This window comes from Nostoc sp. MS1, assembly GCF_019976755.1.
In the GTDB taxonomy this organism is placed as follows: Bacteria; Cyanobacteriota; Cyanobacteriia; order Cyanobacteriales; family Nostocaceae; genus Trichormus.
In genome coordinates this window covers 6,294,840-6,317,633 of sequence record NZ_AP023441.1, presented here as the reverse complement: position 1 = coordinate 6,317,633, position 22,794 = coordinate 6,294,840, and the positions used below count along the sequence as shown (strand labels likewise).

17 protein-coding genes, 1 tRNA gene and 2 pseudogenes are annotated in these 22,794 nt (G+C 41.0%); 5 read left to right on the top strand and 15 right to left on the bottom strand.

All coding sequences use genetic code 11. From position 1 onward, the window contains the following. Positions 1-106: 106 nt before the first annotated feature. On the bottom strand, positions 107-952 hold the full coding sequence (locus NSMS1_RS27290; protein ID WP_224087768.1) for a M56 family metallopeptidase: 846 nt from the start codon (positions 950-952) through the stop codon (positions 107-109). Next, on the bottom strand, positions 952-1,371 hold the full coding sequence (locus tag NSMS1_RS27285) for a BlaI/MecI/CopY family transcriptional regulator (protein ID WP_224087767.1): 420 nt from the start codon (positions 1,369-1,371) through the stop codon (positions 952-954). Before NSMS1_RS27285 ends, NSMS1_RS27290 begins: the two co-directional genes overlap by 1 nt. Positions 1,372-1,633: 262 nt before the next feature. On the opposite strand from NSMS1_RS27285, the gene NSMS1_RS27280 reads away from it, so the two are divergent. Both NSMS1_RS27280 and NSMS1_RS27275 read left to right on the top strand, forming a co-directional pair. After that, positions 1,634-2,371, top strand: a complete 738-nt coding sequence (locus NSMS1_RS27280) for a 2-phosphosulfolactate phosphatase family protein (RefSeq protein ID WP_224087766.1) — start codon at positions 1,634-1,636, stop codon at positions 2,369-2,371. 608 nt (positions 2,372-2,979) lie between these two features. Then, entirely contained in the window at positions 2,980-5,361 is a 2,382-nt protein-coding gene (locus NSMS1_RS27275) for a phosphoketolase (RefSeq protein ID WP_224087765.1), read from the top strand. A 107-nt stretch (positions 5,362-5,468) separates the two neighbouring features. On the opposite strand, the gene NSMS1_RS27270 is transcribed toward NSMS1_RS27275, so the two are convergent. The 4 genes from NSMS1_RS27270 to NSMS1_RS27255 form a co-directional block, all read right to left on the bottom strand. Further along, the gene (locus NSMS1_RS27270; RefSeq protein WP_224087764.1) at positions 5,469-6,188 is read right to left on the bottom strand and encodes a rhomboid family intramembrane serine protease; all 720 of its coding nucleotides are present in this window, start codon (positions 6,186-6,188) and stop codon (positions 5,469-5,471) included. Positions 6,189-6,503: 315 nt separating this feature from the next. After that, positions 6,504-6,851, bottom strand: a complete 348-nt coding sequence (locus NSMS1_RS27265) for a hypothetical protein (RefSeq protein ID WP_224087763.1) — start codon at positions 6,849-6,851, stop codon at positions 6,504-6,506. 242 nt (positions 6,852-7,093) lie between these two features. After that, entirely contained in the window at positions 7,094-8,212 is a 1,119-nt protein-coding gene (locus tag NSMS1_RS27260) for an ABC transporter permease (RefSeq protein WP_224087762.1), read from the bottom strand. 89 nt (positions 8,213-8,301) lie between these two features. After that, positions 8,302-9,177 (bottom strand): Npun_R2479 family HD domain-containing metalloprotein, encoded by an 876-nt coding sequence (locus NSMS1_RS27255; RefSeq protein WP_224087761.1) that lies wholly within the window; start codon positions 9,175-9,177, stop codon positions 8,302-8,304. A gap of 360 nt (positions 9,178-9,537) precedes the next feature. Here NSMS1_RS27255 and NSMS1_RS27250 point away from each other — a divergent pair. Beyond that, positions 9,538-9,609: transfer RNA gene (locus NSMS1_RS27250), tRNA-Gly, on the top strand. 1,521 nt (positions 9,610-11,130) lie between these two features. Here the strand turns inward: NSMS1_RS27250 and cas12k are convergent. Beyond that, positions 11,131-12,747, bottom strand: a pseudogene (gene cas12k, locus NSMS1_RS27245) (type V CRISPR-associated protein Cas12k). Between the two features lie 161 nt (positions 12,748-12,908). Between cas12k and NSMS1_RS27240 the strand changes: the two are divergent. Next, positions 12,909-13,070: a hypothetical protein gene (locus NSMS1_RS27240; RefSeq protein ID WP_224087760.1), complete on the top strand. Its 162-nt coding sequence runs from the start codon at positions 12,909-12,911 to the stop codon at positions 13,068-13,070. Between the two features lie 664 nt (positions 13,071-13,734). Here NSMS1_RS27240 and NSMS1_RS27235 read toward each other — a convergent pair. Next, positions 13,735-14,637, bottom strand: a pseudogene (locus NSMS1_RS27235) (IS630 family transposase); the annotation flags it as partial. 134 nt (positions 14,638-14,771) lie between these two features. Here NSMS1_RS27235 and NSMS1_RS27230 point away from each other — a divergent pair. Beyond that, positions 14,772-15,533: a DUF1998 domain-containing protein gene (locus NSMS1_RS27230; RefSeq protein WP_224087759.1), complete on the top strand. Its 762-nt coding sequence runs from the start codon at positions 14,772-14,774 to the stop codon at positions 15,531-15,533. 52 nt (positions 15,534-15,585) lie between these two features. Here the strand turns inward: NSMS1_RS27230 and NSMS1_RS27225 are convergent, their stop codons facing one another. The 7 genes from NSMS1_RS27225 to lgt all read right to left on the bottom strand — a co-directional run bounded on the left by NSMS1_RS27225 (position 15,586) and on the right by lgt (position 22,761). Continuing rightward, positions 15,586-16,089, bottom strand: a complete 504-nt coding sequence (locus NSMS1_RS27225; RefSeq protein ID WP_224087758.1) for a TniQ family protein — start codon at positions 16,087-16,089, stop codon at positions 15,586-15,588. After that, on the bottom strand, positions 16,089-16,928 hold the full coding sequence (locus tag NSMS1_RS27220; RefSeq protein ID WP_224087757.1) for a TniB family NTP-binding protein: 840 nt from the start codon (positions 16,926-16,928) through the stop codon (positions 16,089-16,091). Before NSMS1_RS27220 ends, NSMS1_RS27225 begins: the two co-directional genes overlap by 1 nt. A 78-nt stretch (positions 16,929-17,006) precedes the next feature. Then, entirely contained in the window at positions 17,007-18,749 is a 1,743-nt protein-coding gene (locus tag NSMS1_RS27215; protein WP_224087756.1) for a Mu transposase C-terminal domain-containing protein, read from the bottom strand. A gap of 518 nt (positions 18,750-19,267) precedes the next feature. Continuing rightward, entirely contained in the window at positions 19,268-20,338 is a 1,071-nt protein-coding gene (gene rlmN, locus NSMS1_RS27210) for a 23S rRNA (adenine(2503)-C(2))-methyltransferase RlmN (RefSeq protein ID WP_224087755.1), read from the bottom strand. A gap of 112 nt (positions 20,339-20,450) precedes the next feature. Then, the gene (locus tag NSMS1_RS27205; RefSeq protein WP_224087754.1) at positions 20,451-20,804 is read right to left on the bottom strand and encodes a phenylpyruvate tautomerase MIF-related protein; all 354 of its coding nucleotides are present in this window, start codon (positions 20,802-20,804) and stop codon (positions 20,451-20,453) included. A gap of 43 nt (positions 20,805-20,847) precedes the next feature. Then, on the bottom strand, positions 20,848-21,630 hold the full coding sequence (cobM, locus tag NSMS1_RS27200; protein WP_224087753.1) for a precorrin-4 C(11)-methyltransferase: 783 nt from the start codon (positions 21,628-21,630) through the stop codon (positions 20,848-20,850). Between the two features lie 264 nt (positions 21,631-21,894). Beyond that, a complete protein-coding gene (lgt, locus tag NSMS1_RS27195; protein ID WP_224087752.1) occupies positions 21,895-22,761 on the bottom strand; it encodes a prolipoprotein diacylglyceryl transferase in 867 nt (288 codons plus the stop codon). Positions 22,762-22,794: the final 33 nt, after the last annotated feature.

The window sequence follows — 22,794 nt, the reverse complement described above, 5'->3', positions numbered from 1 at the left end:
CGGTTAGGTTTTTTTCTTAATGTTACGGAATTTTAACTTAGTGCTAAGTGGGGAGTGGGGAGTTCAATTTCTTTTCCGTTTACCCAGTCCCCAGCCCATTTCCTAATCAAGTATGAAATATTACAGTTATTAATGGCAGGAGTGCTAATAGGAAATTGTGCCAAGACTGTAAGCGAGATTGTGGTGTATGGATTGATGGGGTAAGTAGAGCATCTATTCTCTGTTCTAAACGATCGCCTACATCTGCACCCAATGCTGCACAGCAAACCTCTGATTTTGATAATACAGCACCATTGCTGACAAATAGTAAGAGTGATTCTGCTAGAAGTAAGGGGTCTACTTGGGATGCAGCGTAACTATCTGCACGCAGTTCACGCAACACTAAAAGTTCATGCCATAAAGTGTCTGTATTTGGCAGCCAAACAGTGCAATAACGCACCCAACCGAGCCAGAAAAACCAAAATGTATCCCTATAGTGGAAATGTCCTTGTTCGTGGGCTAAAACGCTTTCTAGATGGCTAGGAGAGAGTTTTTGTAATAATCCTTCGCTTAGTACTAATTCAGGTTGCCAAAAACCAATTTGACCTGCAAATAGTGCTTTTGTGTCAAGCAGTCGGACTTGTTTACCATCAAGATTAATTAAAGGACAGTGACGGGCGGATTGTAGCGATCGCCAACCACTAATAGCCAACTTGACGCACACAAAAGAGAAAAACCCAAGAAATGCAAAAGCTAGTACATAGCTGAACCAACCCGTGTATACGCCCCCCATTTTGCCTTGTGGCCCCATACACAAAAGAGCGATCGCCGTCATCAGAATAAACAATGGTGGAAATAGAAAGAAAAATAACGCTCGTTGCCACCGTGTTTCCCAATTGCCAGAGGAATTAGTCCAAGAACATCTAACAATCCATGAAACTGCCACAGCAGTCAAAATCATCAGCAAGTGCATTATTGTCCCTCCCTGGCTTGGCGTGCAGCTTGAATACGTTTAGCGATCGCTTCTATTTGAACGCTTGCTGCTTCATCAAGACTATCAGCAAAGGCTGCCACTACATCAGGGTTGCCCACTGCTAAAAAGCGATGTAATTGCTCATGAGCTTTAATCACTTCTGCTTGCTGCTTCGACAATAACGGCCGCCAGTAAAACGCCCGTCCTTTTTTATCACAAGCCAACCAGCCCTTATCTGTGAGGCGACGCAACACCGTAGTCACAGAAGTATAAGCTAATTCGCGGTTAGGGTCAGCCAGAATGCGGTCATGAACATCTTTAACGGTAGCTGAACCAAACTCCCAGACAATATTTAAAATTTCAGCCTCTAAAGGGCCTACAGACATTTGTTTAGGACGATATTCAGGTAAAGGAGCCATATTTAGTTGACAGTTGATAGTTGACAGTTGACAAAAGGTAGTAGGCAGGAGTTAATAATCATCATTTCCCTTTGTTGCCTTGTCTCCCTCATCTCCCCATCCTCTTTCAGATTACTGCAATTTCCCCTTGGGGCGATCGCTTAATAACAATTACTCTTGCTTAACCATAAGAAATAAAGCGCAATCGTGGTGTAATTATGGGGAGTTACACCAATTAGAATGTAATCTCGAAAGTAGTATTTAGAGCAGGTGTTTCCCCCGCGTGAAGCTATTTGTATATCATACTCCGGAATTAACCCCTAAAGATCAGGCTCCTGACTGCGCGATCGCGGTCGATGTGTTACGAGCCACTAGCACTATTGCCACCGTTCTTTCTGCTGGTGGTGAAGCGGTGCAAGTCTTCAGCGATTTGGATGAACTAATTGCAGTTAGTGAAACATGGCCTTCCCAAAAACGGCTACGAGCTGGAGAACGTGGCGGCGGGAAAGTGGCTGGTTTTGAACTGGGTAACTCTCCCCTTGACTGTACCCCAGAATTAGTTGAGGGACGGCGTTTGTTCATTAGTACTACTAATGGTACTCGTGCTTTAAAACGGGTACAACACTCTGCCACCGTACTCACAGCCGCTTTTATTAACCGCGCCGCCGTAGTGCAGTATCTTATGGAAAAACAACCACAGACAGTCTGGATTGTCGGTTCAGGTTGGGAAGGTAGTTTTTCTTTAGAAGATACAGCTTGTGCCGGTGCGATCGCTCATGCTGTTGTGGAAAAATCCCAGTTACCCCCAGAGGAATTAGCTGGTAATGATGAAGTAATTAGTGCGATCGCTCTTTACTCACAATGGCAACACAATTTATTAGGACTATTTCATCATGCCAGTCACGGCAAACGTCTGTTACGCCTTGAATGCGATGATGACCTGAAATATTGTTCTCAAACCGATATTTTACCTGTCTTGCCCATGCAGCAAGAACCAGGAGTATTTAAAAGCAAAAAATAAACATGCAGCCAATAACTAAAGAGATTTCTGTTTTTTTAGATTTAGCATTTTTTAGAACTGTCTGACAGGTAACAAAAAACTAAGCTTTTAATTCAATGGTGCTGGGATGTAAGTGATGAAAATTATTTCGTCCCTCACCATTTTTTTGGAAATTTACTAGCAATTAAGTAGGTTGCTGTGAATATTTAGGGTTGGGAGAAGTCAGGAAGCAATAGGGAAGAATGTTTCGACCTATTTAACTTTTCTTTATATAGTTCGATTTTTCCACATCTTCTACTTACATAAAATCAATATTAAAAATTACTCACTCCAACATAAAGTCTGTTAACCTTTCATGGGAGCCAGTAGTATCAATTTAAAATTTAAAATGTCAGATACTTAAACGGTTTCTGCTCTGAAAAACTTCCTGAGTCTTGAGAGTTAGAATTACAAAATTTCTTTAGCTTTATTTTAAATTAGTGCAAATGTATAAAACCGACTAATCAAATCTAAAGCTTCGGTTCGCTAAAAGAAAAATTTGTCACAAGTAGGATGACTCACCTACGCTAGATCACTAAACTGGCTTACTAAACGCATCCGGTCAAATTATTGTGTAATTGGAGATTAATATGACTTTAGCAAGTTCTCCACAGATCAAGCCTTTAACCGATGAAGAACTGCATAAAATCAACGCTTACTGGCGTGCAGCCAACTATTTATCAGTTGGACAAATATATCTCCTTGATAATCCCTTACTCAGAGAACCACTAACAATAGATCATGTTAAACCCCGTCTCTTAGGTCATTGGGGAACAACACCAGGACTAAACTTTATTTATGTCCACCTCAATAGGATTATCAAGAAATACGACCAAAGTATGATTTACATTGCTGGGCCTGGTCATGGTGGGCCTGGACTGGTAGCGAATACTTACCTAGAAGGGACATATAGCGAATATTACCCCAACATTTCCCAAGATGCCGACGGGATGCAGAAACTGTTTAAACAGTTCTCCTTTCCTGGTGGTATTCCTAGCCATGTTGCACCGGAAACTCCTGGTTCCATCCATGAGGGTGGTGAACTCGGTTATGCTCTTGTTCATGCTTTTGGTGCAGCTTTTGACAATCCTGACTTGATTGTGGCGGCTGTTGTTGGTGATGGTGAAGCGGAAACTGGCGCATTGGCTACCAGTTGGCATTCCAACAAGTTTCTCAACCCGGCTAATGATGGGGCTGTATTGCCGATTCTACATTTAAACGGGTATAAAATTGCTAACCCTACAGTTCTGTCACGGTTAAGCCATGAAGAATTAGACAGTTTGTTTGTTGGCTATGGGTACAAACCTTACTATGTTGAAGGTTCTGATCCCGCAGTTGTGCATCAACAAATGGCAGCAACTTTGGATACAGTCATTGCCGAAATTCACGGTATTCAAAGAGAAGCCCGTGTACATGGGTTTACCAAGCGTCCCCAGTGGCCGATGATTATCCTGAGAACGCCCAAAGGCTGGACAGGGCCAAAAGAAGTAGATGGGAAGAAAACAGAAAGTTACTGGCGATCGCATCAAGTACCCTTCGGTAATATATCAGGTCAGCCAGAACACCTGAAACTTCTGGAAGAATGGATGAAAAGTTACAAACCAGAAGAACTGTTCGACGAGAACGGCAGATTTATCCCAGAATTAGCAGAATTAGCCCCAAAAGGTCAACGACGCATGGGAGACAATCCCCACGCCAACGGCGGTATTCTGCTGCGTGACTTAATCATGCCAGACTTTCGAGACTATGCGGTTGATGTTCCCAAACCAGGGACAGTAATTGCCGAAGCCACCCAAGTAGCCGGCAAACTCCTACGGGATGTGATGAAACTCAACCTAGACCATCGTAACTTCCGTATCTTCGGACCCGATGAAACCGCATCCAACCGCATCAACGCCGTCTTAGATGTTACAGATAGGACATGGGTTGCCGAAACTCTCCCAGAAGACGACCACCTTGATCCCAGTGGACGAGTAATGGAAATCCTCAGCGAGACTTGCTGTCAAGGATGGTTAGAAGGATATTTGCTTACAGGTCGTCATGGTTTCTTCTCCTGTTACGAAGCCTTTATCCATATCATCGACTCAATGTTCAACCAGCACGCCAAATGGTTGAAAACCACCCGTCACATCTCTTGGCGCAGACCAGTTGCTTCCCTCAACTATTTGTTAACTTCCCACGTTTGGCGACAAGACCACAACGGCTTCTCTCACCAAGACCCCGGCTTTATTGATCATGTAACTAACAAAAAATCTGAGATTATCCGCGTCTATCTTCCCCCCGATGCCAACACCTTATTATCAGTGACAGACCATTGCTTACGCAGCCGCAACTATGTCAACGTCATCGTTGCCGGAAAACAACCAGCCCTACAATATCTAAATATGGATGCAGCAATTAAACACTGCACCAAAGGCATCGGTATTTGGGAATGGGCTAGTAACGACCAAGGCTGTGAACCAGATGTAGTCATGGCTTGTGCCGGCGACGTTCCTACCTTAGAAACTTTGGCGGCTGTGGATATTTTACGCCGCAACTTCCCGGACTTAAAAGTGCGGGTAGTCAACGTTGTAGACTTGATGACACTACAACCAAAAACAGAACATCCCCACGGTTTAAGTTCCAAAGACTTCGATACAATTTTCACCACCGACAAACCGATCATCTTCGCTTTCCACGGCTACCCTTGGTTAATTCACCGCTTAACCTATCGTCATACTAATCACAATAACCTCCATGTGCGTGGTTACAAAGAGGAAGGAACCACCACCACACCCTTTGATATGGTTGTACTGAACGACCTTGACCGCTTCCACCTAGCAATGGACGTAATAGATCGCGTACCAAAATTGGGTTCAAAAGCAGCTTACGCCAAGCAACATCTGCAAGACAAGTTGATCGAACACAAACAATACATCTCTAAATATGGCGAAGACATGCCAGAAATTAGTGACTGGCAGTGGCCTTATTAATTTTTTATAGGTCTGATGGGCAAAGCCGCCTAACGCACTGGCTGGCTCACCATCTGCCATTACGAGGGGTGTGGTAAATCTCCAATTTCTTAATTACGAACTACGAATTAACTATACCAAGTTTCTTCCTTGGCTTTATCGCTAAATAAACCCAACACAGGGCCGAGGAGTGCGCCAAAGATAAAACCGCCAGCGTGCGCCCAGTAGGCGATACCGCCGCTTTCCATCCCAATGTTAGTACGGGTTTGTAAACCAGCAATGCCGTAAAAAGATTGTTGGAGGAACCAAAAACCCAAGAAGAAGTATGCAGGAACCCGGAAAGTTGGGAAGAAGAAACCTAAAGGGACAACACCAAGAATTTCTGCTTGGGGAAAACGGAGAATGTATGCACCCATCACACCAGCGATCGCACCACTAGCACCCAAAGAAGGAATGCTAGAATCTTGCGAGAAGTACCATTGGGTTATAGATGCCAAGACACCGCAGGCTATATAAAATATAAAATATCTAATATGACCTAACTTATCTTCAACGTTGTTACCGAAAATCCATAGGAACAACATATTACCTGCTAGATGCAGAAAACCACCGTGCAGAAATTGGGAAGTAATTAAAGTTGTCCATTCTGGTACAGGCTGATGCACAGACACACCAGCAAAACTCAAGCTAAGTTCGCGCGGAACGACAGCCGCTAAATGCAAAAAACCGTCCAATGCTTGTGGAGGTAAACTAGATTCATAAATAAAAGCGAGAACGTTAGCAGCAATCAGCCCATAAGTCACATAAGGCGTAATTGTTACAGGATTATTATCTCTAATGGGAACCACTGGCGTTTTTCCTGATTTTTATGTCACTATGCACAGATTAATAAATCTTACTATTGTTTGCTTCTATCCCACGGATAAATACTGGTATCTAGAAGTATGATCCCAATTGAGGATTTTAGATTTTAAATGGAAAACCTTAATTTATTGTCTGTTGGAAAAGTTTGAATCCAGACAATTATTTTCAATTTTGTATCACTGTCACAACGCTACTAGGAAAATTAAACTATTTAACTAAAATTATCTTACATTTATTAACACAGACAAGCTCAAAAGATTTTAGAAATTCAGGCTTGTCTAATTTTGAAATGCAAATCCCTAGCCAGCCAGACTTTCGATGAGATGCCAATGACGGCTTCTCTCAATCGATTCCTTGACGTACTCAAACGTTTGTCGGCAATGATTATCAACGTGGAGAGGTAACTCCTCATTTTTGATGACAATACTCATCCGGCTTTCTGTTTCCGTAGCCGTTGATTTATCAATGAATACTTCCACCTTCACCAGTTTAGAAAAAGAAACCTTACCAGGAATCTCACGCGCCAAAATATAATCACTTGTGTAGTATTGAATTTCTAAATCACAATCTTGTAACAAGTCCAGAAGTAATGGCTGGAGATACTCAAAGTTAATCGAAATCAGAAATGAACAGGTATAACGAGCCATACTAACCCAATGCCCCTTGCGAAACTCTGTCCATCCTATAATATTGAGGTAGCTAAACGCCAAGTTGTTAACCAAGTTTTCTCGCAGGAAACAGGCTGAGAAACAGAGATTAAGTCATATTTTTCAGGGGATATTTTTTCAATCAAGTAGCTAGAAAAGTACGTATAGAACTGCTATTTCCTTCTACGATAGTTTAGACTTTACCCAGGACAACGTGATTAGCCTGGGTAAACGTTTGTAAACTAGCGACGTAAACTGCGGGGGTCGAGGGCATCTCTTAGACCATCGCCAAGTAAATTAAAAGCTAAAACTGTCAAAATAATTAGCACGGCTGGCGGCCATATTAACCAAGGTTGCAGCACTATGATGGACGCATTACTAGCTAGAGATAGCATATTACCCCAAGATGGGTCGGGCTGTTGAATGCCTAAGCCAATGAGACTGAGTATTGCTTCTGAACCGATGAAACTGGGAACTGCCAAGGTAGCCGAGATAATTACATAGGTAGCAGTTTGCGGCAAAACGTGGCGGCGAATAATATAAAGTGGATTACCACCCATAGCCCTTGCTGCTTGTACAAATTCCCGTTCTTTGATTGACAGCACTTGTCCACGAATTACCCTAGCCAAACCAGCCCAGCTAATTACAGAAGTAATTAACACAATGAGTAAAAATCGCTGACTGCTAGTTAAACCCGCAGGTAAAACCGCCCCCAAGGTAACTAATAGATAAATACTGGGGAAGGTCATCAGCACCTCTGCAATACGCATGATAATGCTGTCTGTCCAACCGCCGAAATAACCAGATATACCACCCATCAGCAAACCGAGGGGGAATGTAATTATCACCCCAATAATGCCGATAAACATACTAATGCGTCCACCGTGTAAGAGACGGCTGAACTGGTCTCGCCCCTGTTCATCAGTACCCAAAACGTTGATTTTAGCCCCGTTATCAGCACCAAATAAATGCCAATTTAAAGGGATGCCAGGGATAACTGTGGTTTCTTCCCACTTGGGAGGTAGGGGTAAACTCATCTGTAACAAGCGATACTCTGGCCCAGAGACGAAGAAACGCACAGGAGAGGGCTTTTTGAAGTCTACAATGAGTTGGCGATCGCCTGTTTCTAAATCTGTATTTCCTTGGGTTGTGGGATAAACATGGGGGCCGATAAATTGACCAGATGTTTTTGAAACCCAATAAATTTTTGTTGGTGGTAACAGCGAACCGCTTGGCTGCGACACATAAGGGTCATAAGGGGCAATAAAATCAGCAGCCAGCACTGCCACATAGAAAATTATCAATAGAATTGCCCCAAATTCCGCCAAAGGGTTTTTTTGAAGTCTTTGCCACCAATTCATAGTTGATTTACCTTTTGTCAGTTGTTAACAGTCAACAGTCAACAGTCAAGAGTGATTTCAACTATGGACTATGGACTATTGACTAATATCTAAGCATGGAGTTGTTCGACTAAGTATAGACTTTCTTCTTGAGATTTTTCATGTTCTACTACAAACACATTAGAATAAAGATTAGCTAAAATTTGTTTGCCTTGCTGTGTCAAAGATAAATAACGTAATCCATCCTTAATATATGGATGAACACTATTCCAGTAGAACTTCGCATAATTCTTGCGTAAATCGGCTGGGGTTTGGTAGCCTAAAACTTTAGTCATCCCAGTTTCTTCAAACTCATAATACAAAGATGTGATTTTTTTGAGGTAACGCGGGTCACTCAATTGCCCAATTAAATCGGCAGCACGTACTAGTCCAGGAAAACAAATGGTATTTTGCTGATCTTCTGCTGCGGGTACAGGGAAACGAGTCCATTCAATATTACTTTTAATTAACTCAGCATCTATCAGCTTATGCCCGCCAAAACGCTCATCAATAAAAAGTTTAGCCCTATCCACATGATAAGGTGTCAAACTAGCATCGGAAGCGCCAGGATGCAGAGAAATCATTTTGCCATTTCTACCTGTAGCGTATAACCCGGCTTGTTCTTGGTCTTGGCGGCAAACTCCTTTAACATAGCCGATATCATGGCACACTAAGGAAATAATAAAATGTAGCCAGTCTTCGCTAGAAACCCCACCTTCACGGATATGCTTACCACGCAAAATTTCTTGTCCTACAAGAGTAACCAAAATTGAGTGTTCAACATTGTGATAGAGAGCATCACTATTAGCAATGTTCTCTAAAGCCATGCTACCAGCCCAAGCGATGATGTCTTGGTAATCATTCTTTAAACAGCCATAAGTTCGGGTGTAGCCTTCCCGAATTTGTTTGACGAAAGCATCAATTAAAATTTCTGTGGCATTAAACATATCAGTTACTCAAGTTGGATAGCATTTCTTGCTAATAGGTTTACAAAAATACATAATCAGAATAGCCCTGATTAGAATGTAAACGATTTGGATTCATCCTTTGTAACTCAGGTATCAGGGTGTGTGCTAGCTAAGTTGCAATTTCGTGTACTTAGTAGATTATGTAATTGTTAATATCAATGCTGCATGTTTTTTCACAGTATGACGGTGATCTGAATACAGAAGCATTGTGACTCAAGTACAAGTGATTATCGACGATAAGTAAATACACTAACGCCTACAGTGGTGAGAAGACTAAGGTATGACAGGAACGCAGATATTACATAAATGGCAGAAATAGTGTTATAGTAATAGATATGTGCGGGTGTAATTCAGTGGTAGAATGTCACCTTCCCAAGGTGAACGTCGTGGGTTCGAGTCCCATCGCCCGCTTTGCTGTTGTAGAACGACGAATTATTTGTCGTCGATAACACATTAGTGTCGTTATTAACAAATTAATGTCGCTGTTAACACATTAGTGTCGTCAATTAGCTTTAATCAACTGTTAACACATTAATGTCGTCTTACATTATAGAATAACTGACATTTAGCCTCTATTTTAGACTTACTCATCAGTATTTCACCACACTAAGTTTAATAGACAAATTTGATGAATCTGCATTTAGAATTACCCTTAACCATCGAACTAATATGATGAAACAATTGATCAGTTCCAGCCAGTAGTAGCATCTTTTCCTGATAAAACAATATCGGTTGATTTCAAGCTACCATTAACCATCATGGCTTTTAACATTTTAGTATTGGGAAGGTGACATTCCTTTCAACCCTCATAAGCAAACTTGATGTGAGAGACTTTTTGAAACTATGGCTTAAGTTACGCCTTACATCTAACACCCTTTGTTTGCCAGGGTTCAACCCACCCATAGCCAGAATGGTTGTTGAAACATTCTACATCGCAGCCTTAGAGAATTAATGGTACATTAGCTTTCAACCCACCCCTAGCTAGAATGATTGTTAAACCCAGCAATCGTCAACGCAAGTGCCTTAAGCTGAATCTTTCAACCGATTCTTAACCAGAATGGTTTTTGAAACTAAGTGGACTACTTGCGGTGTACCTAAATATGTTTACTTTCAACCCACCCTTAACCAGAATGGTTTTTGAAACTAATTGGCATAAATACACCTGATTACTTGGATGTTCTTTCAACCCACCCTTAACCAGAATGGTTTTTGAAACTTGTAAAAGCCTTGTAAGCAGTCTTGAACCAAGAAACTTTCAACCCACCCTTAACCAGAATGGTTGTTGAAACGTAACTGGGCAAGATACCGTAGTCCAAGTGAGGATAACTTTCAACCCACCCTTAACCAGAATGGTTGTTGAAACTATACAGTGATGGAGCGGGTGGCGATGGGGATTCCGCTTTCAACCCACCCTTAACCAGAATGGTTGTTGAAACCCCACTGCCTAGACACCTTGCAAATAAAGCTTTTCAGATACAAACTTGGCATATCTCTGAAAAAGCTTCCTTTGTCTTACACCAAAAAAGCAAATCAGTTGACATGCTAGGGACTGAAGTTAAGACAGTACAAGGTTTTTAAGATTTCGGCAGGACTCCAGGGTTTTTGCCCCCACTTCGATTCGCCAAAAAAATATTTGAGAGGGTTCCCCCGACGAAGGGGGTGATTCAGTAGCCACCACTGTGGTAATCCACACCGTTATAAATAACGGCTACGGCTAAAAGCCTTACTCCTTATTGCTGGGAGCGCACCTATCCCATCGATAGAATCCTAAAGATGGCAGCATCAGAAGCGGGCAGCTACCAGGGTCAGAAAGCATGGCAGTCTTCCAACTGTCAAACTAACCCAGATTTTTCACAGTACATTGGCTCAAAAGAGCATGAACTGAGGCGCTGTTATACAGAATATTATATTTTCAAGGTTCGGATTAGTGAATTAAATTAACGCGGCTTGACGTTCTTGGTAAGCAAAAACGGCTAAATTTCTCGCTTTTTCTTGTGGACTACCTCTGATTGGTTGTGTACCAATTTCAGTAGAAATTCCGGTTTTTGCAGCTTGGGATTTAATACTTTCAATTAATCGACCATAACTCCAGCGATGAATGCTGATACGGTATTCTTTGGCATATTTTTGTTGAGCTTCCTTATAACCAGGACATTTCTTTTCTGCTCTGGATTGAATTTCACTACTGATTTGCTCACGCATATCCCGGATTTTTGGGATAACTATGCTACCTGCTTGATATGTTGTGGCGATCTCCACAATCGCATCCGCCAATAATCTATCCACATATTATTGCTGACGAGTGATAAAAGCTTGTTGTTTATCGTTGAGGTCATCTTTCTGTTTTGCTTGATTTAACGTTTCAGTAATTTTTGTAGTTTTCTCACTTACGACCTGTTGAGTTCCTTCAATAGTCCACATTCGAGTATCTAAAGTACAGTAAAGATGCAGTTGATTTGCTTTCCAGGGTTCACATTTTTCTTCTCCTGGCGACCAAGCAATCCTTCCTGAACGTAGTGTAAACAGACTGCTTGAGTGTTGGTTTTTACTATTGCGTTTAAGTTCTTGATCTTCTAGGAAGCGTTTAAAGTAGTGCAAATGACGCTTATCGCAGTAAATCTCAAAGGTTAGCTTTCCCAAGCCATTGAATCGAACAAAGAGACGACCTTTGCCATTTTGCAGCCATGTCATATCTTCGTTAGATTCGTAAGCCACAGGAAAGGGGACATCAGCAGATTTTCTTAAAAGTGCTGCTTGCCAAGCTTTTGCCTCATTTTCATTTTGAGGTACATTAGCTGTAGCAATTTCTAAAGTTTTTAACCACTCTTCCCCTGTTAAATCTCTACCTTTAGGTATGCGACTTTGGAGTTGGTCTTTTAATCGCTCAATTTCTATTTCTTTTTTACGTCTATTTCTATTAAATTCTTCTGGATCTTCGTCGCGTTCGCTGATTTGACAGTTATTTTTTAGTAGATAGGCGATCACACAACGAGTAAGAGTTTCTTGTGTTTGTTCGTAAGTGTTTAAAAGAATTTGAAAAAGTGAAGATTTTTGTAACTTTGCAGATTTTTTAGCTTTTTTGCTCTTTCTAGGGTTTTTATTTTGGTCAGACTGGGGGGTAAATTGGGTAAGGATTTCGTTGGCTTTAGTACGAATTACGTTTAAGCTACATTGGCTTTCTTGTTGGAGTTGTAGATCACTTTTGAGGATTGTGAGCCAACGTTCTTTACCTTCTATTTGCCGCTTTCTTCGTTTTTGCAAAGCGCACCAGGATTTATATACATAATCTACCAGAGCGATCGCTGAGGTGTAAAAGCGTCCAGGTTGATCAGTAAAACGCTCTTGAGTTTTGAGGGAGTTAACAAGAGTTCTGAGGAATTCGGTGGAGATTTTACCTTTTTCTAGCCAGGTTTCAAATTCTGGATGTTTTCCTACCTGTGCCAATAACTCATTTATAAGAGGTGTATTTTTGTCAGCCATCAGTTTCCACAGTTGGCGGAGGGTTTCTTCTTCAGCAAACAAGCGACATTGAATTGTAATAACGCTCATAGTGTCCTCAGCTTTGTGGTTTCGGTAAAACTGACAGGGCTACTAATTGTTTTTTTACTTCCTAAGTATAGCGCAATAACGTAATAGCGCAATAGCGCAAATGTTTTTTTCCTGAGAGGCTGTGCAAAAATGAAAGCCGCAAGCTTTGGCTTTAAATTAGGATGGCAGAAGAAACTAGAGAAGTTCGGGGAAGACTCCCTAAAGACTTAAAAATCGAGTTTGAAATTGCCTGTGCGCGTCTGGAAGTAACGCAGACTGCGGCTTTAGAGGAGGCAATTAGAGATTGGTTAAAAAAGAAAGAATCCTCAGACGAACAAAGTTAGGAAGATTGAGAAATATGTTGGCTACAAACTCCACTATTAAGTAAAGTAGGCTATTCTGAGGCTACTTTACTCAATATCAATAGTTAGTAATAATTTCGGGATGAGGCTTATACTCTCTTCCATTCCCGTTCTGACAATCTCGAACAAAATCCTCTGAGGATTCAAAACTTAAACTCTTGCCCATAGCCTTGCCAATTAGTGTCAGCAAATTGTTTGCTCGCATCTGGAAAAAGGCTTCAAAGTCATCTCTTCGCAAAGTTTTTGGAGATATAGCGTGCGATCGCAATACTTCATCAAGTCTTTTAGCTGATGTCCCAGAAAGTTCAAACTCCTCTAAATAAAGGGAAGGTGCTTTACTTCCAATTTTTTTGTTTGTTTTGGCACTTAAAGGTGTACGGTTAATCAAACAGTTATAGTTTTTGGGGTCAATGCCTTTTTTGCGACACCATGCGACAGGAAAGATATGATGCGAATCTATCTGTTCTTCAAAATAAATTACATCATTGATTTCTTCCCCAGTACACCAATCAATTGCCCCCTCACATCGTAGTAAAGCAGCTAATCCCTGATAGACTGCTCCGTAACGTTTTTTAACGCTAACCAACCTATCAAAAGAAAAATCCGCTTGCACAATGGTAAGCGGTAGTGAGCCACCTGCTAACCAATCTGGCATTTCTGACTCAATTTTAGATAAAATATCTTTCCTTTTATGGAAACTAGCATTATCTAGTATGATAACTATTTTCGCTGAACCATCTTTAAATTCTTCAACTGATTTCCCTTGTTCTACCCATTCTTGTAACAGAAAATTATTTAGAGATTTAATCTGTTCATAGAATACATCTGCATTTCCTTTTTTTATGACAAAATTTATTCTTTTCTTGTCATGATAACGTAACCCTCCCATAATATTTACTCTTCCTCTTCTCCTTTGCCCTGTAACTTTTTTCCTTGTACCTTTCTTACCCCAACTTTTTCTTCTTATCACTCTTAAACTAAATCCACTTTCGTCCCAAAAGCATACTTGTAAACGCTCTGGAGTTTTTTTGGTTATTCTTAAATATTCTGATAGCTTTTCTTGAAATGCCTTACGCTTTTCAGGATTCTGTTTGTCCTCTAGGCTGTATTTTGCCCAGAGGTAAACGTACTTTTTTCGCTCTAATATTCTCCTAACTTGAGAGCCGCTTAACTTAATTCCTGTTGTTTCTTCAAGATATGTTGCTAATCTTGCCGCCGTCCATCGACCAAATTCATATCCATTTTCTACTGGGTCTTTCTCAATTATTTCTAATAACAAATTTTCATATTCTTTGGTAACTTTGCGGCAGTTACCTTCTCTTCTTCCATCTAAAAAGCTTTCTAAATTATCCGGGTCGCCGTGAACTGCCCAATATGCGACTGTCGGATATGCAATCTCTAAAAAATTGCTAATTTCTTGATATGTTTTTCCATCATTTATCAACAGAATAATCAGAATCTTCTCTCTTACATAAGGATTTTCATGCTCTTTTAGTGTTTTCAGTAGCCTTTCCTTCTGCTCTTGAGAAAGATGGTTTTTTGCTGGCATATATGGCCGATAATAGTTTTTTACTTAAGTTTATATTATACAATTAAGCTGCGTAGCAGCTTATCAAAACTGGTATTTGGGGCGAATCCAAAAATGACTCGGCAAAAGATAGCATTCACACCGACGTTAACTTAATGGTGAACAACACCTGTAATATCCTAGTTGTGGAACCATTAAATGTCCCCACAGACGACAGAGAGGCGTTTATTACCACCCTACAGTACGCCTTAGAAACTGCCATCCAAGCAGTGTACAAACTAGAAGCCGACGAACTCGACTCCGAACGATTGGGAGACGGTAAATATTTGCTGTTCTGGGAGGCTGCGGAAGGCGGTGCTGGTGTCCTTTCTCAACTATTAGAAAAACCCGAAGCTTTTCAAAAAATCGCCGATGCAGCTTTAGATATTTGCCATTTCCAAGAAGCTAAAGATAGCTGTGTTCAAGCTTGCTATGAATGCTTGCTTTCTTACCGCAACCAGTTCGACCATGCTTTGATAAATCGCCATCTCATCAAACCCTTACTTGACGAACTGCAAGACAGTACAGTGCAGATAGAAGGAATATGTCGTGATGAACTGTATGAACAGCTGCTGCAACAAACAGATCCCAATTCCCGATTTGAGCGAATAGTTTTAACAGCAATTTATCAAAGCGGATATAAACTACCGGATTCTGCACAGGAATTAATTCCAGAGGCGAACTGTAAGCCAGATTTTCTGTATAAGGAAGATGGCATTGCTGTTTTCTGTGACGGTTCAGTTCATGACAGCCCTGAGAAACGCAGACAAGACAAAATTGTGCGAGATAATCTTAAGCACAATACCACTTACCATGTCCTTGTCCTACGACATGATGAAGATTGGCAAACAGAGTTGAGCAAACTCGCAAGTTTGTGAGTGGCTTTAAAGTGCCACAGGTAGTATTCACATCTTTAAGCTGAAGAAAATTTCAAAGACGCTTCTGACGCTTTGCCATTGTTGCAAAAGGCAAAAAACAGTGAGGACATTCACCTTGTACCCAATCTGCGGGAATCGGAAAAGGAGTCTCACAGTTAGTACATTTGGTTAATAAGCGTAAATTGTGGCGATCGCACTTCATTTTATCCTTAAACTGCCACTCAACTCGATGACAAGGTACTTCTGCATAGCAAGCAGCACATAACCGAATTGGTCTAGGCTTCATAGTTACTCCTGCGGGTGACAACATCTCGGTTAATCTATCCGCATTGACTCTGACCACAGATGCCAAAGCCTCCAACTCCTGTCGTGTAGGAAACGGATTGAAGTACAACTTTTCCCAACGTGAAATAACTGCACCAAGTCCAGTTAATTTACCTAACTGGCTAGAGGTTAAATAATTTTCTCGGCGAAAGCGGCCTAAGAAATGGCTTAAGCTTTCTCCATCCAGGGGTTCTATTTCAAAAAAACGAGGTTCTTCCGCACCGATTCCCATTATTCAAACCAATCCAAAACTTCAGCTAGAGTGTCTTTACCGATGTTCTTCAGTCCTTTTCTCAAAGCTAAGATTGAAGCTCTTCTCAATACCCGATCTAGCAAACCAATTTTGCCACCTGTTTTTTGACGCAGAGGTTCAAAAGTTTCACTTCTTGTAAGATTAGATGGAAGAGGTAAACACAAAACTTCTTCTTCCCAAATTTTTACTAACTCCGTAAATTTTTTTTCTGATTCCACCAAAGGTAGCTTATAACATTCGATAAATCTGTCATGAATGTAAGGTTCCCTCTTAATTAGATTGTCTAAACCATCTGTGCCTACGAGAACAATTGAAATTTTTAACAGGTCATAAATTCGAGCAATTTCACTAAAAGTATTCAGTTTCAGAAAATTAGCTTCATCAATAATCAGCATTTCCACCTTAGATTCCTTGAGTAGCCTTTGTACTCGCCTTCTGAGGTCAGTTAGTTTTCCTGAAGTTGCATCATATTTCAAGCTTTCCAGAATCAGAACCAATAACTCGCCCGATGAGCAATCTCCTGGAACTTGCATATACAAAACAGGTACAATATCTCTTTTACCTCCTCTTTTTTGTGGCTTATTCAATAGCCTATACACATCACAAGTAACAGATTTACCTGCTCGTGGAGGTGCAACAATTCGACCGCATTGTTTAGAAAGACGTAAACCATCTAACCAATCATGAATTTTTTGTATATGCTCTAATTCCACAACACTGGGAGTAAGGAGACGTTCAATTTCTGGCTGTAATTCCTCTGGAATGGGTTCATCTCCCCATAAATTCTGTACCCATTTCTGCCAATAATTATCTTTCATGATTCTGATTGTTGCCGAAAATCAATAATGTTTTAAACTCTGAATATATTTACTAAAATCCTGCAAATTCAATGAAATCTACTCATCATAATCTTGACGAAGTTGCTCATAGTTAAAGACTCTGGGTTTTCGAGTTTCAGGTTTCGGTCTTTCTTGTAAATTTTCTAGGGGTTCTGTCTCGCTCAGAGTGATGGGTTCATACACAGAATGAACTTGAGCTTGTTCTTCTTTCTTGCGTTCCTTTTGGCTTTTTTTCTTTTGCTTGATGAAAGTATCACGGTCATGTATCTCTGCCAAAATGGATTTATTACTGAGTGTTTTACCTACAGAGCGAACTTTTCGACTAGCAGCTTTAGCCTCTTCTAGAGATAATTTCTCTGTTTCCCAATCCAGCGCATGAGCAGCAGAAAGAAACACTTCCTTGCCTTTATCTATTCGGTAAACCCAAACAGTTGTAATATCTCTAGGGTCATACCTGAGTACAATATTTTCGCCTGCGTAAGCTGCCAAGTAGTCTCCGCGATACATTATATTTTCAAAGCTGAGATACCCACCCTTGTAAATGCTACGCCGAGTCTTTTTCATCAAACAGATATCTAATTCTCGTTCCTTAATCATTTTTGGTAGAGCAGGTAGTCCCGCTTCCCATCGTTGAAATCTTGTTTGGTCTTTTGTCCGTGCATCAAGACGCTGATTGTAGTTGTCAACAATGTAGCGAACTAACAGTAGGTGCAATTCCCGTAAAGTTAAGCAAGCTTCTTCCTCTGCTGTCTTAGAACGTTCCTGAATATTGGAACCTAAATAGCCATAGAAACCAGAGAGAAATTCTGTATTAATCGTGCCGAAGCTACGTTCTTCAATACCACCCTCACTAAGGCGATCGCGTAAATGGCACTCAAAGCCTAATTGAAAACCAATCTGTTTTAAGTGTTCAGAGCGAAAATCTCTACCACCGTCAGTAAAAAGATTCTCAGGTACACCATAGGTTCCCCAATCGCTAAGAAGTTTGTACTCTGCACTATATTGTTTTGGCAAAATAGCATGACGTAATGCTAGAGCAACCACTTGAGAGCTAGGTGCATCAAAGCCCACATTAATACCCATAATGCAGCGAGAATAACTGTCTGTAATCTTTGTGAACCAAGGTCTAGCTAATGGTTCACCATACTGATCAACCAACATGACATCTAACTTTGTATGGTCGCACTGCCAAACATGGTTGCTGTAACGCACATCTAATGTTTGCCCATCACGAGTTTTATGAGAGACTCGTGACCCTCGCCATCCAATATTCCTCTGTTTCTTTTTCTGCTCTTGACGCTCAATGATAGGGTTGAGAACCCTATAAACTGTCATGTGGCTAGGGTATTTTTGTAAACCTAACTGTTCTGCTCTGACTTGTACTCTCATCGCCACCTGAGCAGGAGTCATTTTTTTGCTACCCTTATTCGCTTCTTTAAAGGTGGTAACAATAAATTTTTGCCACTCAGGGTCTATCCGATAACTACCTTTATCATTTCTCTGAGTCTCAACAATTGCCGATAAACCGTCTTGTTGATATTTTTTGACTAGACGCTGGACTGTTCGCACAGTCTTGCCCAGTTTCTCTGCTGCTGCTCTTAACTTCTCACCATAGGTTTTGCGATCGCATGGCTCAAGTAGACCTTGGATTATGTCCATTTTGAGTTTTGCCTCATGCGATAATTCTGTGAAAATTACGTTTGTTTCTTCTGGTTCACCATCCTGAATTTCATTTACATCATTGTTGTTTTCAAAAGGCAGAGATTTGTCGTCTTGATTGACGATACGCATTTGATCCATAGAAAAAGTTGATTCATGCTCAAAACAGTAATAACAATCTCGCTATTGTGCGAGAACATCCAAACTTAGATCCGTAGTTGACCCTTCAATGAAAACGGCAACTTTTCGGTATAGGGATGTATTATTTAGTACAAATGTACTAAATATAATTATAATACCACTATTTAAGCTAAAAAGCGACAGCTAATTTGTTATGAAACTAGAAAATTTTGGAAAACGTAAAATCGTAAAAGACGACTTTTATTTTGTTATTATTTAAAATGACGACAAATAAAGTGTTAAATAAACTATTGACCCTCTACATACTAAAAAACGCTGCAAACACTTATGTAGCAACGTTTTTGATATTTTCATATTTAACGACATTATTTTGTTAAAACGACAAATAATTAGTTATTCGACAGATCAAAACTAATCAAGACTTCAGCCTATACTAAAAAAGCCAGACTGCTAGACTGTTTAACCACAGAGGCACGGAGACACAGAGGTTAGACAGTCCACTACAGTTAAATAACCTCTTATTTCGATGTGTTCGTGCGTAACTGTCCGCAAGCAGCATCAGCTTCTAAGCCACGGGAATAACGAACACTAACGGCAATATGTTGTTGCTTCAGTACCGTCACAAATGCTTCAATGCGATCGCGGCTGGGGCGTTTATAATCAACTTCTACGATAGGATTGTAAGGAATCAAATTAACGTGACATTGAAAGCCCCGCAGACGCTTCGACAGTTCTAGGGCGTGTTCTGGCAAATCATTGACACCAGCCAGCAAAATGTATTCAAAAGAAATTCGCCGCCCAGTGATGGCTACATATTCTCGACATTCGGCTAGTAAATCTTCGATGGGATAGGGACGAGCGCTAGGTATAATTTTTTCGCGTAGCGCTTGGTTGGGGGCGTGGATACTGACAGCCAAGGTAACTTGTAGATGGTGTTCGGCTAATTGACGAATGCGATCGCGTATCCCTACAGTGGATATGGTAAGCGATCGCTGTCCGATACCCACATCTTGATTCAAGCATTTAACCGCAGCTAAGACATTATCAGTATTTAACAACGGTTCACCCATGCCCATAAACACGACATGACTCACCCGTTGTTGAAAATCTTCTTGAACCGTTAACACCTGATCAACAATTTCATGTCTTTCTAGGTTGCGTTTGTAGTCACCCTTACCTGTAGCGCAGAAATCGCAAGCCATAGGACAACCCACCTGGGTAGAAACGCAGACAGTCAAGCGTTTATCTGTGGGAATACCGACGGTTTCCACAATTTGACCATCACTAAGTTGCAGGAGATATTTTACAGTGCCATCTGGTGCAACAGACCGGTAATGAATTGTTGAACGACCGATAGGTACATCTGCGACAGTCGCCCGCCATTGTTTAGAGAATACAGAAATATCAGAGAGCGATCGCACTCCCTTTTGATAAATCCAATCATGCAGCTGCTTACCCCGATAAGCAGGTTGTCCTTGCTGCTGCACCCATGCGGTTAACTCCGCCACTGAAGCACCTAGTAAGGGAGGTAGCGTTGTTTTTTCGGAGATAGGTAAGTTAACAGGAGACGCAAGAGGTGTAGCAGACATAAAAAATCACAAATTGGTGCTGGATCTCTATGGTAATTCGTAATTCGTAATTCGTAATTCAGAATTGGGGAGACAAGGGAGATAGAGGAGAATAACAACTGTCAACTGACTATTACCCAAACGTTGTTCCATTCCAACCCCACATTGCACCTTTAGCATCAGCAAACTCTATGTAAATTCTATTTTCTGGTACACCTAGAGTTTGATTAATTTGTTGACAAAAATCTTGACTCATTGCTTCAGTTTGGTCTGGTTTCATCGTCCCAATGCTTTTAATTTCGATATAGCAAACGGGTTCTGTACTGCCAGCAAATGTCATAGGAACTTCTGCTTCTAAAGCCGTCATTACATAAGATTCTGGTTTTCCTAGATGTTTGGCTAACTTAGCTGATAGACTTTTTAACATTGACTCAACTTGAGTTTTTTCTGGTGCAGAGACAGAAGTTTGTACTTTAATTAAAGGCATAGTATCAATTCAAAATTTACAATTGTCACCCTGTTAATATTATCTAATTCCTAGCACCGCGAAATAAATGATTATGTTCAGGATGATATAAGCGCGATCGCCCAGTGGTTGACGATAATGCCGGGCTAATCACGTATAATGTAGTGCGTATCAGGTTTTCTTGTTGAGTACAGTCTGCCATCTCTTGCAGAGGAACCACACGAATTTTTTCATCAGGCCAGCCTATGCGAAAGCAAATAGCGACTGGTGTATCTGCGGGATAGTGTTCTAGTAATTTTGCTTGAGCATTTTCCACATGACGCGCACTTAGATATAGGCATAAACTAGCCTGATGTGCTGCAAGAGAGGATAATTCTTCGTTTGCTGGTACTTCTGTTCGTCCGCTAATGCGTGTCAGGATGATAGTTTGTACTAAACCAGGGACAGTCAATTCGACTTTAAGTTTAGCGGCTGCGGCTTGGAAAGCGCTAATACCTGGGATGATTTCAAAAGGAATATTGGCTTCTGCCAAACGTTGCATTTGCTCATGAATGGCGCTGTAGAGACTGGGATCACCAGAATGGAGGCGGACTACAGATTTTTGCGATCGCACCCTTGCAATCATCAAAGGCATAATTTCCTCTAGAGTTTTGTTCGCAGTCTGAACAATTTCCGCATCTTTTCGACAAAACTGCAAAAGTTGTTCCGGTATTAGCGAATCTGCGAATAAAATCACATCTGCCGATGATAGGAGTTTTTGGGCTTTAACCGTGAGTAAATCGGGGTCGCCAGGCCCCGCTCCCACGATATACACTGCCGATTGTAAAGAATTTAGAGAATTTTGCATACAAAAACTTATATATTATTTCAGTAATTACCCGTAAATATACAAAGCTCAAAAAATTTTTTGAGATTTTCTTCCGTATCTTTCCGGATTCACCCCCCAGCCATAGTAGAGAGTAATGGTAGATGCACCCTGGTTAAGCCCTAGAGATTACTCTGGGGCATTTTTTATTTTTGGTCATTAGTCCATAGTCCATAGTCCATAGTCCATAGTCAAAGGTTCTTTTCCTCATCCCCCTCTCCCTCATCTCCCCCTACTCCCTACTCCCTACTCCCCGCTATCCTTTGCGGGAGAAACAACATCAGGTAAAGAGCGTTTGCGAATGTAAAGCCAAGCTAATCCGGTTAGTCCTAAAGTAATGCCTGTGAGGCTGACAATTTGTGCTATTCGCAATGGGCCTAGCATTAAGCTATCGGTGCGAAGACCTTCAATCCATAAACGTCCTAAACTGTAGCTGGCTAGGTAAACCATAATTAACGTACCTACTCGCAGGCGTGGTTTCCCGGCTAAACTACGAAAAAATAAAGTTATTAATAAAGCGAATACCATTAAATCCCAGATAGATTCATAAAGGAATGTGGGATGAAAGTATTCAAAATTTGCAAAGTCTGGCGGACGGCGTTCTATGGGAATGTATAGCTTCCAAGGTAAATTTGTAGGACGACCAAAAGCTTCTGAGTTAAAGAAATTGCCCCAACGCCCGATCGCTTGCCCTAAAATCAGTGAAGGAGCTACTAAATCCGCTAATTGCCAAAAAGAGACTCGCTTGAGTTTTGCAAAAATTAATGCTGCTAAAGTTCCGCCAATAATAGCGCCGTGAATCGCAATTCCCCCTTGCCAAATGGCAATAATCCTGTCTGGATGCTGGGCATACTCTGACCACTGAAACAAGACATAATAAATTCGTGCTGCTGGTATCGCCCCAATTACCAGCCAAATCGACAAATCACTAAGTAAATCTGGATTAACGTTGCGGCGCTTTGCTAAGTATTGGGAAAGGCTAACACCCATTAGCACAGCCGAAGCAATCAATAAGCCATACCAACGAATAGTAATAGGGCCTATTTCCACCACAACTGGGCCTGGAGAAGTAAACAAAAATGCCATAGGTAAACTAAAAATATCCAGTGTCATATAAAATTACCTAAATTGTTAGTGGTCATTAGT

Excerpts from the sequence above, each read along its gene's own strand:
- NSMS1_RS27290 (WP_224087768.1), bottom strand. The coding sequence starts at position 952 with ATGCACTTGCTGATGATTTTGACTGCTGTGGCAGTTTCATGGATTGTT.
- NSMS1_RS27285 (WP_224087767.1), bottom strand. The coding sequence starts at position 1,371 with ATGGCTCCTTTACCTGAATATCGTCCTAAACAAATGTCTGTAGGCCCT.
- NSMS1_RS27275 (WP_224087765.1), top strand. The coding sequence starts at position 2,980 with ATGACTTTAGCAAGTTCTCCACAGATCAAGCCTTTAACCGATGAAGAA.
- NSMS1_RS27265 (WP_224087763.1), bottom strand. The coding sequence starts at position 6,851 with ATGGCTCGTTATACCTGTTCATTTCTGATTTCGATTAACTTTGAGTAT.
- NSMS1_RS27260 (WP_224087762.1), bottom strand. The coding sequence starts at position 8,212 with ATGAATTGGTGGCAAAGACTTCAAAAAAACCCTTTGGCGGAATTTGGG.
- NSMS1_RS27255 (WP_224087761.1), bottom strand. The coding sequence starts at position 9,177 with ATGTTTAATGCCACAGAAATTTTAATTGATGCTTTCGTCAAACAAATT.
- NSMS1_RS27240 (WP_224087760.1), top strand. The coding sequence starts at position 12,909 with ATGGCAGAAGAAACTAGAGAAGTTCGGGGAAGACTCCCTAAAGACTTA.
- NSMS1_RS27230 (WP_224087759.1), top strand. The coding sequence starts at position 14,772 with ATGGTGAACAACACCTGTAATATCCTAGTTGTGGAACCATTAAATGTC.
- NSMS1_RS27225 (WP_224087758.1), bottom strand. The coding sequence starts at position 16,089 with ATGGGAATCGGTGCGGAAGAACCTCGTTTTTTTGAAATAGAACCCCTG.
- NSMS1_RS27220 (WP_224087757.1), bottom strand. The coding sequence starts at position 16,928 with ATGAAAGATAATTATTGGCAGAAATGGGTACAGAATTTATGGGGAGAT.
- NSMS1_RS27215 (WP_224087756.1), bottom strand. The coding sequence starts at position 18,749 with ATGGATCAAATGCGTATCGTCAATCAAGACGACAAATCTCTGCCTTTT.
- rlmN (WP_224087755.1), bottom strand. The coding sequence starts at position 20,338 with ATGTCTGCTACACCTCTTGCGTCTCCTGTTAACTTACCTATCTCCGAA.
- NSMS1_RS27205 (WP_224087754.1), bottom strand. The coding sequence starts at position 20,804 with ATGCCTTTAATTAAAGTACAAACTTCTGTCTCTGCACCAGAAAAAACT.
- cobM (WP_224087753.1), bottom strand. The coding sequence starts at position 21,630 with ATGCAAAATTCTCTAAATTCTTTACAATCGGCAGTGTATATCGTGGGA.
- lgt (WP_224087752.1), bottom strand. The coding sequence starts at position 22,761 with ATGACACTGGATATTTTTAGTTTACCTATGGCATTTTTGTTTACTTCT.